Below are 9,677 nucleotides of genomic sequence, written 5' to 3'. Positions count from 1 at the left end.
GAGAAATGACGCAACGAATCACTCCAGGGTAAGATTTCCAAATGGCTTGACAGGCCGGGCGACGCCGCGCCGCGCGGTCCGCTCACGCTCCGCGGCGGCCTTGACAATCCCGCGCGGCGATGTGGTAGAAGTATCCGGCCCGCGCGGGCCGCGCCTTCCACGGACTCACGCAACGATGAAATTCTTCGTCTACGCCGACAACATGAACCCCGCCCAGCTCAAGCGGCGGGCGCCCGAGCACCGGTTCGTGTGCAAGGCCTACCTGCCCGAGCACACGATCCATTTCTGCCGCTGGTCGTCCCAATGGCGGTGCGGGATCGCCAGCGTGACCCCCTCGCCCGGCGAGCGGGTCTGGGGCGTCGTGCTCGAGGTCACGGACGAAGACCTCAAGCTGCTCGACGAGTTCGAGGGCGAAGTGCCGCCCAACGCCTTCCGGCACGTGCCCGTGACCGTCGTCACGGAGGAGAACGACAAGCTCCTCGTCACCACCCACGCCGCGATCCCCATCGGCAAGTTCAGGCCGAAGGAGCATTACCTCGACTGGGTGATCGCCGGCGCCGCCCACTGGAAGCTTCCGGAAGAGTGCATCGAGCGCTGGCGCTCGTACAAGCCCAAGTGAAGGAGCCCCATGCCGAAGCCGAAATATCACATCGTCGTCTGCACGAACAGCCGTCCTCCCGGCCACCCCAAACCCTCCTGCGGCGCCGCCGGCTCGCCGGGCATCCTGATGGCCTTCAACATGGGTCTGATGGAGCGCGGCATCCAGCCCGGTCAGGTGCTCGTCACCGGCTCGGCCTGCCTGGGCCCCTGCGAGCAGGGCCCGACCGTCGTCGTCTACCCGGACGGCACCTGGTATTCCAAGGTGAAAGAAGCGGACGTCCCGGCCATCCTCGACGAGCATATCGGCAAGGGTCAGCCAGTCGCGCGGCTCAACCCCGACTCGATCTGGTGCTGAAGGGCGTCGGGCGGGCGGTCATGGGGGAGCACCGACACCAGCACGCCGTCGAGCCCCACCCTCCGGCCGGCATGACCGCTCCGCAGGCACACAAGCGCCACGCCCCGCGTCGCGTCGGCTGCCTTATCATCACCTGCAGCGACACCAGGACCCCCGACACCGACGCGAGCGGCGCCCTCATCCGCCGGCTTCTGACCGAGGCCGGGCACGACGTCGCCGGCTACCACCTGGTCAAGGACGAGCCGGCCGCCATCCGGGGAATCATCGAGTCGGCCGTCGGCCGGGACGAGGTGCAGGCGATCATCATCAACGGCGGGACGGGCATCTCGCGGCGGGATTCGACCTTCGAAGCGGTGGACGCGCTGCTGGAGAAACGGCTCGACGGGTTCGGCGAGATCTTCCGCTACTTGACCTACCAGGACATCGGCGCCCCGGCCATCATGACCCGCGCGACGGCGGGGCTCTACAAGGGCCGCGCCCTCTTCTCCACGCCGGGCTCGGAGGGCGCCGTCCGCCTCGCGATGGAGAAGCTCATCCTCCCCGAGCTCGGCCACATCATTCGGGAAATCACGAAGTAGTCGTCGGTCGCGAACCGAGAGGCCGCACCCCTCAGTCCTGCATGATTTTCGGCTCCGACACCCGCTTGAAATAGACCAGCAGGTCGCGGACCGACACCAGGCCGACCAGCTTCCCGCCCTCGGTGACGCCCAGGTGTCGGATGCCGAGGTCCCCCATCATGTCGTGGGCGTCCTGGACCGTGCGCGTGGACTCGATCGAGACGATGGGGCTCGTCATGATCTGCTCCACCGTCAGCGTCGTGAGGTCGGCGCCGTCGGCGACGCCGCGCCGGACGATGTCGGTCTCGGTCACGATCCCGACGAGCGCGCCGCCCTTCTCCACCAGCAGCGACCCGATCCGCTCCGCCTTCATCCGCCCGGCCGCCTCGCGCACGGTCGCCGTGTGGGCGATCTTCTTCATCTCCCGGCGCATCATCTGCAGCAACGTTGACATCGTTCACTCCCTTTCTCGCCCGAGGCGATTAGCCCACCGAGAGGACCAGCTTGCCGAAGAGGCGGCGGCTCACCATGGCTTCCTGCGCCGCCCTCGCCTCGGCCAGCGGAAACACCCGGTCCACCACGGGCTTGAGCAGCCCCCGCTCGACCAGCGCGGCGGCCTGCGCCAGCTCGGCCCTGGTCCCCATGTAGGAGCCCTGCAGCGTGATCTGCCGGGAGAACAGGGCGCGCAGGTCCACCTTGACCTCCGGCCCCGTCGTCGCCCCGCAGGTCACCAGGCGCCCGCCGCGGGCCAGGGCGCCGACACAGTCCTCCCATACCGCCGGACCGATGTGCTCGACGACGACATCCACCCCCCGCCCGCCGGTCAGCTCCCGCAGCCGCTTGGCGAGGGGCTCCCGGCCATGGATGAGCGCCGCCTCGGCTCCGAGCGCGAGGGCCTTGGGCACCTTCTCCTCCGAGCCGACCGTCGTCAACACCCTCGCGCCCGCCGCCCGGGCGAGCTGGACGGCCGCGCTGCCCACGCCGCTCCCCGCCCCCATCACCAGCACCGTCTCCCCCGGCCTAAGCCCCGCGCGGGCGAAGAGCATGTGCCACGCCGTCACCGAGACGAGCGGGAAGGCGGCGGCCTCCTCGAAGGACAGGCCCTTCGGCAGGGGCAACAGGTTCCGGTCCGGCACGGCGACCAGCTCCGCGTAGCCGCCGTCCACCTGCGCCCCCAGGAGATGGTAGCTCGCGCATTCGTTGTCCCGGCCGGCCAGGCAGGCGGCGCACCGCCAGCAGCTCACGCCGGGCGACACGACGACGCGCTCGCCGGGCGCGACACCGACCGCCCCGTCGCCGACCGCCTCGACCACCCCGGCGATGTCGCACCCGGAGATGTGGGGCAACGGGATCGTGTAGGCCGGGATGCCCTGCCGGACCCAGATGTCCAGGTGGTTGAGCGCGCAAGCCTTCACGCGGACCAGCGCCTGGCCGGGGCCCGGCCGCGGCGCGGGCACCTCCTGGTAGGAGAGCCGCTCCGGTCCCCCATGTTCGTGGAAGACGACGGCCTTCATCGCCACACGCTCCTAAAACGTCAGGGTTCCCTGCATGATCATGACGGCCTGCCCGCCGACCTTGACCTCCTGGATCGTGTCGTCGTCGGACTCCACCACGATCATGATCCGCGAGGGCCGATCCACCTCGTACCCCTGCTCCGCGATGATCTCCGTCGTCGGCCCCACGGGCACGACGCCGTTGTGGACCAGGTAGGCGCCGAGCGCCCCGCTCGCGCTGCCCGTGGCCGGGTCCTCCGGCACGCCGATGGGCGGCGCGAAGACCCGCGTGTGCACGCTCGACACCGCCTCCACCGTGACGGTGGTGAAGACCATCAGGCCGTTCGCGCCGTAACGGGCGCAGAGTTCCTTGATCCCCGCGTCGTTCGGGACGATGGACCGGACCGCGGTCAGGGTCCGCACCGGCACGATGATCACCGGCAGGCCCGTCGAGACGACCTCGACCGGGAACTTGGCGCCGGTGATGTCCTTCTTGGCGAGCCCCAGGACGTTGGCGACCTCGAACAGGTCCTTGACCGTCTCGACCCGGCCCAGGAACTCCGGCTTGGGTTGGGTCATCACCACCCGCAGGATCTCGTCCTTGCGGACGTAGACTTCCAGGGGGAAGACGCCGATGTTGCACTCGTAGTGGACGCGGGTGACCGGCTCGATCAACGGCAGCCGCCCCACCGCGGCGAGGACGAAGAAGGCGCCGATGACGGGGTGGCCGGCGAAGGGGATCTCCTGAATCGGGGTGAAGATCCGGATCTTGGCCGCCGCCGACGGGTCCTCGGGCGGCAGGACGTAGACCGTTTCCGAGAGGTTCATCTCCCGGGCGATCTGCTGCAGCTCCCGGTCGGTCAGCCCCTGCGCCTCCGGGAGCACGGCCACCGGATTGCCGCCGAAGGGCAGATTGCTGAAGACATCGGCCTGGTAGAACGTGAGCGTGCGGCGGTGCGGGCTCATAGCGGGTGGGGCTACTGTAGGTCAGCGGGGAGGCTTTGTCAACGCGGGCGGCCCCTCCGCCGGCGCGGGCGAACCGCGGCTCCGCGGGAACGGCGCGGCTCAGGCCGGCAGCGGCAGGGCTTCGTATTCCTGCGTGAGGGGGTTCGCCACGTAGTCTTCCACGTAGTTGCGGAGGTAGCCGTTCCGGTAGAGCCGGCGATTGGCGAAGGCCGTATCGATCTTGTGGAGGACCCGCACCTTCACGCCCGTCTTCCGCACGAACTGCTCGAGGCTGACGCCGGCGATGTCCGTGTCGTCGCCCCGCCCGGACTGCATGACGCACTTCGGGATGTGCACGACCTTCTCCCCCGTCAGTCGTCGCGCGATGTCGTCGAAGGTGAGCAGGACGGTGCAGTCCGAGTCGCCGCCCAGGGTCGCGTTCGGCACGAACAGGAAGCGGGCGCGGTTCTTTCGGTACATCGAGAGGATCCGGTGGACGCTCCCGCTGACGACGACCGTGTCCTTCTTCTCCAGCTCCAGCGAATCGAACAATTTGACGATCGCCTTCCGGTTGAGAAAGGCGGTGATGTACGACTCGGTGTGGATCGTCTGCATGTTCGGAAGCGCCGCCTCGTAGATCCGACGCGCCTCGCCGGCCAGGAACCGCCGCCCCTGGCGCATGAGCGCCGCCGTCTCCGGCTTGATCCCCTTGACCGGGGTGAGACATCCCATCCAGAGCACGCAGGACTGGTTGATCCTGGAGATCTCGATCGCGTCCGGCGCCATCGTGTCGCGGTCGAAGCTGTAGAAGTTGGCGGAAGACACCGCTGGCCCGTCCAGGACCTTCATCAGATGCTTCACGGAGGGAGCGTGCGGCATGAGCCGCTGGCGGTACCGGCCCAGCGTGATCACGGACAGCTCGAAGTTGATCCGGCCGGGATAACGCGCGGCCAACTGGTGGACCTTCGGCACGTGGACGAAGCCCACCGTGAAGAAGGTCAGGTTCTTGTCCGTGTACGCGAGGAAGTCCTCGACCCACTCCATCGCCTTGGGATGGAGGAACAGGTCGGTCCATTCCATGTATTCGTTGCCGCCCAGGCACCAGAACTGCTTGGGGTCGGTCGGCTTCTTCTGGATGTAGTCGAGGATGAACTCCCAGTCCTCCTGGCTCGTCCGGGGCGGGTCCATCGTCTCGCGGTAGGAATGGTCGAGCTCGTAGCAGAACTCGCACTTGACGGGGCAGGTCTTGCCGAGGCTGAGGGGGATCTTGCCGGCGTCCATCTCGAGGCGCAACGCCTCGCGATAATCCTTGCCCCTGAAGAGCGGGGCGGCTTGCAGCAGGGGGAGCGCGGTTGGCATCGTCACTCCGGGAGCGGGCCGGCCGTTGACAGCCGCGGGACGGCTTTGCCAGACTGCACCCGACGGTTCACCGGGAGCCCTTCACTCGACGATCCGCGACCATGGCGGCCACCGACCTCGCCCACGCCCTGGCACTCTTCGGCCTGGCTGAACTGCCCGACCGCGAGACGCTCGACCGCCGCCGCCGGGAGCTGCTGGCCGCCTGGCATCCCCACCGGTATGCCGGCCTCACGAACAACCCGCGGAAGTACATGCTGATGTACAGGAAGGGCGAGGCCATGACCGGGGAGATCGAGGCCGCCTATCGGCTCCTGGCGGCTCACCTGGAACGGGTACAGGACGAACAGTAACGGACCTCCAAGCCCTTCGGTTCCACCGCTCGCCGTTCACGTCCTCACGACACCCCGTGGCTGACGACGCGGGCCATCGAGGGCTCGCCTTCCTTGGCCTTGGCCGCCTCCGCATCCCCCCGCGCCACCGGCCAGGTCACCAGCCCCGTGACGCTGTCGGCCGCGCGGGCCGGCTCGTCGTCCCTGGTCTTCACGTAGATCTGCGGCAGCCGGTTGGTCCCGAACTTCGAGATGTACAGGAAGACGTGCTCGCGGGCGTTGACCCGCACGGCCCAGGGTTCGAAATCGTTCCGGTAGAACTCCTCGCAGAGCTGCATGGCCTCCAGGCAGCCGATCCCCCCCGGCTCGTTGAGCGTGTAGTAGTAGTCCAGCGGGAGGTCGTACTCCTCCTGCCGGTGGATGGTGATGCCGAACTTGTCCGGCTCCCGCACCATCGGCGTGTGCCGGTAGGCCACGAAGTAGAACAGCTCGACCGAGTGGATGTGCTCCCGGTGGTCGAGGATGAATCGCCGCGTCTCCTCCGCCTCCTCCCGCGTCTCGCCGGGAAAGCCGTAGAAGGCCATGACGTGGTTCCAGATGCCGGCGTTCGCGGCCTCCCGGAGGTTGCGCGCGATCACGGACTTCTTGACGTGCTTGTCCATCAGGCCGAGGACTCGCTCGTTGGCCGACTCCATGCCGTAGTAGAGGGTGCAGCAGCCGGACGCGGCGGCGAGCCGCAGGTCCTGCTCGTGCAGGGACTCCTCGAACCGGATCAGCGTGGTCCACTTGATGCCGACGTTCTGCTCGACCAGGAGCTGGACGACCCGCTTGAACAGGGCCGGCGGGTAGGACTCGTCGGCGAAGAGGAAGTGCTCGGCCCGGTACTTCTCCTTCAAGGCCTTCACCTGCTCGACGACGAGGTGGGCCGGCATGCCCCGGTACTGGTCGAAGTAGCCCTGGCCGTGGTCGCAGAAGGTGCAGCGCCCCCAGTAACAGCCCCGCGTCGCCAGGTAGGGCAGGATGCGGACCGGCACGAAGTAGCTGTCCAGCGGCATCCCGTCGAAGTCCGGGAGCGGCAGCGCGGTCGTCTTCTCCGTGTGGATCTCGCGGTTGACGTGGACTCCCTCCCCGTCGCGCCAGATCAGGTTGGGCACCGCCGCGAAGCTCCGGGTCCCGCTCAGCGCCTCCAGGAGCCAGACCAGCGCGTGCTCGCCCTCGTAGAGGATGGCCGAGTCGAACACCTCGGTGAAGAAGCGCTCGTGCTTGGGAAAGTCCTCGTGCAGCCGCGTGACGACGTTGCCGCCGATGGTGACGTGGACGTGCGGGAAGGCCTCCTTGATCATCTTGCAGAAGGTCAGCCCGGCCATGAGCTGCATCTGGGTGCCGATCGAGACGCCGACGACGTCGGGCGCCTCCCGACCGACGGCGGGCAGCACGAGCTGGCGGCAGACGTCCCGGTAGACGTTCACCTGCTCGTCGTCCAGGCAGGCGAAGACCTCGCGGGAGACGCCGGGCCGATAGCCCAGGTTGCTTTCCATGGGATAGAAGACGATCGAGGCGGGGTAGTAGGCGGCGGAGATGTACTGCATCGCCTCCCGGAAGACGTTTAGCGCCGACTCCAGCCGATCCGCCTCGTAGAAGTCCTCGCCCCGGACCGTTCGCTTGGCCGCCTGGGCCCGCTCGGCCAGGTCGAAGACGTCCTGGGCCAGCTTCTCCTCCAGCAACGCCTTCTGCGCCGCCTCCGACTCGCTCAGCGCCCCGGCCCGCTCCTTGGCCTCCAGCGCGCGCCGCTGCATCGCCATGCGCGTGCGTGCCCACACCAGGAAGGTGTCGCTGAAGAAGAGGTCGTACATCTCGATGTTGACGTCCTTCTGGACGACCGGATAGCCGTATTGCCGAAGGACGGCCGTGAGGCAGGGCAACGCGAGGTAGGGCGCGGTGGGGACCCACTCCGGCGGGAACAGGAGCAGGGTCTTGAGCATGCGCCCCTCCTGGGGCCGGGGGACCTTGCCGTCGAGCTGGATCAGGGGGGGCGCCATGGCGGTGTCCGGCTAGACCTTCCCGCCCACCGGGCTCAGGTCGACGACCCCGACTTCGGGCGGCCGGAACTGGAGGGCAGGCAGCCGGTTCGTGCCGAACCGCGCCACGTACAGAAAGACATACTCGCGGATGAAGACCTTGAGGTCCCAGCCGGGGTAGTGGTTCCGCTCGAATTCCTCGAAGACCTGCTCGGCCTCCTCCACGCTCAAGCCCTCCTTGACCGTGAAGTAGTAATCGAGGGCCAGGTCCCACTCGGGGTTGACGTAGGCCGTCACCCCGAACTTCTCCGGGTTCTTCGCGACGGGGGTGTGCCGGCTCAGGTCGAAGGTCCCGAAGCCCACCGAGTGGACCAGATCCCTGTGCTCCTCCAGGAACCGGATCGAATCGAGCGCCTCCTCCCGTGTCTCTCCGGGGAAGCCGAAGAAGCCCATCACGTGGTTCCAGATGCCGACCCCGGCCGAGAGCTGGAGGCTCTTGCGGATCACCTCCCCGGTCGTCGCCTTGTCCATCAGCTTGAGGACCCGCTCGTTCCCGGACTCGAACCCGAAGTGCAGGTACCGGCAGCCGGAAGCGGCCGCATCCCGCCAGACCTCCTCCTCCAGCAGGCTCTTCTCGAACCGCATGTGGGTCGTCCACTGGATGCCCAGGTCGGTCTCCACCAGACGGCGGGTCAGCTTGCGGAAGAGGGCCGGCGGATAGGATTCGTCTGTAAAGTGAAAGTATCGCGTAAGATATTTGTTGCGAAGATGCGTAATTTCCGCGATGATTTCGTCGATCTTCTTCGTCCGGTACCCGGCGGTGTAGCCTTCGCCGTGGTCACAGAACTCGCACCGGCCCCAGTAGCAGCCGCGGGTGGCGAGGTAGGGCAGCATCCGCTCGGGCGTGAAATACTTCTCCAGCGGCAGGCCGTCGAAGTCCGGCGGCGGGAGCGCGTGCATGTCCTCGGCGTAGGTCAGGGGCGAGGTCGTGATCCCCGTCCCGTCCTTGTAGATCAGGTTCGGCACGCCCGCCAGGTCCCGCCCGGCGCCGAGCGCCTCGACGAGCTGCAGGAAGGCCGTCTCCCCCTCGTAGACCACGGCCGTGTCGAAGAGCGCGAACAGCTCCGGCTTGGCCGGCAGGACGTCCCGCAGCCGCGTGACCGTGTTCCCGCCGATCGTCACGTGGATGCCGGGGAAGTGCCGCTTGATCAGGGCGCAGAAGGTCATCGAGGAGAAGAGCTGTTGTTGGAGCACGATGGAGATGCCGACCACGTCCGGCCGCTCGGCCTCGATCGCCGGCTTGAGCAGGTGCTCGAAGACGTCCCGGTAGACGTTCACCTGGGCGTCCTCCACGGCGGCGAGCACCTCGGAAGACATGAAGGCCTTGTAGGTGAGGTCGGTCTCCATCGGCGGCATGCAGATCCGCGCGGGAGCGTAGACGAGCGAGATGGTCGCGGTCACCTCGCGGAAGGTGTTGATCGCCCACTCCAGCCGGTCGGCCTCGTAGAAGCCCTCGCCGCGGACGATCCGCTTGGCCCGCTCCGCGCGCTCCGCCAGGTCGGCGAGCCGTTCCCGCGTCAGCTCGCAGAGGGCGAGCTGCAGGTCCCGCTCCCAGTCCTCCAGCTCGCGCTTACGCGCCAGCTTGCGGAGCCGGTCGAGCTGCTGCGGCACTCGACGCAGGACCAGGCGGAGGAAGTCGGCGCTGAAGAACCAGTCCCACATCTCGAGGTTCACGTCCTTCTGGACGACCGCGTGTCCGGCGGGACGGAGGACCGCGGTCAGGGTGGGCAGGCTCAGGTAGGGCTCGGAGGGGTACCAATCGGGCGGGAACACGAGCATGACCTTCATCCGCCGCCCGCCGGAGGCCTCTCCGCTCTGCCGGCGGCGGAGTTGGATCAGCTCCGGCGTCAGCCTCGTGCCCTTGGAGTACTCGACTCTCATCCCGTCCCCCTCACGGCTCGCCGCGCGGAATAGCGCATTCTATTGAGTGGAAGAACCCGAGGTCAAGGGCAATCGGGCCG

General features: G+C 67.8%; 10 protein-coding genes. 4 read left to right on the top strand and 6 right to left on the bottom strand.

Annotated features, from left to right (window positions below; translation table 11 throughout):
• Nucleotides 1-175: 175 nt before the first annotated feature.
• The 3 genes from AC1U7O_RS08765 to AC1U7O_RS08755 all read left to right on the top strand — a co-directional run bounded on the left by AC1U7O_RS08765 (nucleotide 176) and on the right by AC1U7O_RS08755 (nucleotide 1,533).
• Complete coding sequence (locus AC1U7O_RS08765; RefSeq protein ID WP_479894344.1) at nucleotides 176-619, top strand: gamma-glutamylcyclotransferase family protein; 444 nt, start codon at nucleotides 176-178, stop codon at nucleotides 617-619.
• Between the two features lie 9 nt (nucleotides 620-628).
• Complete coding sequence (locus AC1U7O_RS08760; RefSeq protein WP_479894343.1) at nucleotides 629-955, top strand: (2Fe-2S) ferredoxin domain-containing protein; 327 nt, start codon at nucleotides 629-631, stop codon at nucleotides 953-955.
• A gap of 71 nt (nucleotides 956-1,026) precedes the next feature.
• Nucleotides 1,027-1,533: a MogA/MoaB family molybdenum cofactor biosynthesis protein gene (locus AC1U7O_RS08755; RefSeq protein ID WP_479894345.1), complete on the top strand. Its 507-nt coding sequence runs from the start codon at nucleotides 1,027-1,029 to the stop codon at nucleotides 1,531-1,533.
• Between the two features lie 31 nt (nucleotides 1,534-1,564).
• On the opposite strand, the gene AC1U7O_RS08750 is transcribed toward AC1U7O_RS08755, so the two are convergent.
• The 4 genes from AC1U7O_RS08750 to AC1U7O_RS08735 all read right to left on the bottom strand — a co-directional run bounded on the left by AC1U7O_RS08750 (nucleotide 1,565) and on the right by AC1U7O_RS08735 (nucleotide 5,309).
• Complete coding sequence (locus AC1U7O_RS08750) at nucleotides 1,565-1,966, bottom strand: CBS domain-containing protein (RefSeq protein WP_479894342.1); 402 nt, start codon at nucleotides 1,964-1,966, stop codon at nucleotides 1,565-1,567.
• Nucleotides 1,967-1,994: 28 nt separating this feature from the next.
• Nucleotides 1,995-3,026 carry a zinc-binding dehydrogenase gene (locus tag AC1U7O_RS08745; RefSeq protein ID WP_479894341.1) on the bottom strand — a complete coding sequence of 344 codons (1,032 nt, stop codon included), beginning with the start codon at nucleotides 3,024-3,026 and terminating at the stop codon, nucleotides 1,995-1,997.
• 12 nt (nucleotides 3,027-3,038) lie between these two features.
• Nucleotides 3,039-3,971: a PhzF family phenazine biosynthesis protein gene (locus AC1U7O_RS08740; protein ID WP_479894340.1), complete on the bottom strand. Its 933-nt coding sequence runs from the start codon at nucleotides 3,969-3,971 to the stop codon at nucleotides 3,039-3,041.
• A gap of 99 nt (nucleotides 3,972-4,070) precedes the next feature.
• Complete coding sequence (locus AC1U7O_RS08735) at nucleotides 4,071-5,309, bottom strand: hypothetical protein (RefSeq protein ID WP_479894339.1); 1,239 nt, start codon at nucleotides 5,307-5,309, stop codon at nucleotides 4,071-4,073.
• Nucleotides 5,310-5,410: 101 nt separating this feature from the next.
• Here AC1U7O_RS08735 and AC1U7O_RS08730 point away from each other — a divergent pair, with 101 nt between their 5' ends.
• Nucleotides 5,411-5,659, top strand: coding sequence for a hypothetical protein (locus AC1U7O_RS08730; RefSeq protein ID WP_479894338.1), 249 nt, complete (start codon nucleotides 5,411-5,413; stop codon nucleotides 5,657-5,659).
• Nucleotides 5,660-5,703: 44 nt separating this feature from the next.
• Here the strand turns inward: AC1U7O_RS08730 and AC1U7O_RS08725 are convergent, their stop codons facing one another.
• Together AC1U7O_RS08725 and AC1U7O_RS08720 are read right to left on the bottom strand one after the other, a co-directional pair.
• Complete coding sequence (locus tag AC1U7O_RS08725) at nucleotides 5,704-7,677, bottom strand: B12-binding domain-containing radical SAM protein (RefSeq protein ID WP_479894337.1); 1,974 nt, start codon at nucleotides 7,675-7,677, stop codon at nucleotides 5,704-5,706.
• 12 nt (nucleotides 7,678-7,689) lie between these two features.
• Nucleotides 7,690-9,597, bottom strand: a complete 1,908-nt coding sequence (locus tag AC1U7O_RS08720) for a B12-binding domain-containing radical SAM protein (protein WP_479894336.1) — start codon at nucleotides 9,595-9,597, stop codon at nucleotides 7,690-7,692.
• Nucleotides 9,598-9,677: the final 80 nt, after the last annotated feature.

Source organism: Candidatus Nitrospira neuquenensis (genome assembly GCF_979578155.1).
This window is presented reverse-complemented; position numbering and strand designations above follow the sequence as displayed.

What these genes read in the sequence shown, in the direction of transcription:
- AC1U7O_RS08730 (WP_479894338.1), top strand. Translation starts at nt 5,411, where the DNA reads ATGGCGGCCACCGACCTCGCCCACGCCCTGGCACTCTTCGGCCTGGCT.
- AC1U7O_RS08765 (WP_479894344.1), top strand. Translation starts at nt 176, where the DNA reads ATGAAATTCTTCGTCTACGCCGACAACATGAACCCCGCCCAGCTCAAG.
- AC1U7O_RS08740 (WP_479894340.1), bottom strand. Translation starts at nt 3,971, where the DNA reads ATGAGCCCGCACCGCCGCACGCTCACGTTCTACCAGGCCGATGTCTTC.
- AC1U7O_RS08755 (WP_479894345.1), top strand. Translation starts at nt 1,027, where the DNA reads ATGACCGCTCCGCAGGCACACAAGCGCCACGCCCCGCGTCGCGTCGGC.
- AC1U7O_RS08735 (WP_479894339.1), bottom strand. Translation starts at nt 5,309, where the DNA reads ATGCCAACCGCGCTCCCCCTGCTGCAAGCCGCCCCGCTCTTCAGGGGC.
- AC1U7O_RS08720 (WP_479894336.1), bottom strand. Translation starts at nt 9,597, where the DNA reads ATGAGAGTCGAGTACTCCAAGGGCACGAGGCTGACGCCGGAGCTGATC.
- AC1U7O_RS08760 (WP_479894343.1), top strand. Translation starts at nt 629, where the DNA reads ATGCCGAAGCCGAAATATCACATCGTCGTCTGCACGAACAGCCGTCCT.
- AC1U7O_RS08725 (WP_479894337.1), bottom strand. Translation starts at nt 7,677, where the DNA reads ATGGCGCCCCCCCTGATCCAGCTCGACGGCAAGGTCCCCCGGCCCCAG.
- AC1U7O_RS08745 (WP_479894341.1), bottom strand. Translation starts at nt 3,026, where the DNA reads ATGAAGGCCGTCGTCTTCCACGAACATGGGGGACCGGAGCGGCTCTCC.
- AC1U7O_RS08750 (WP_479894342.1), bottom strand. Translation starts at nt 1,966, where the DNA reads ATGTCAACGTTGCTGCAGATGATGCGCCGGGAGATGAAGAAGATCGCC.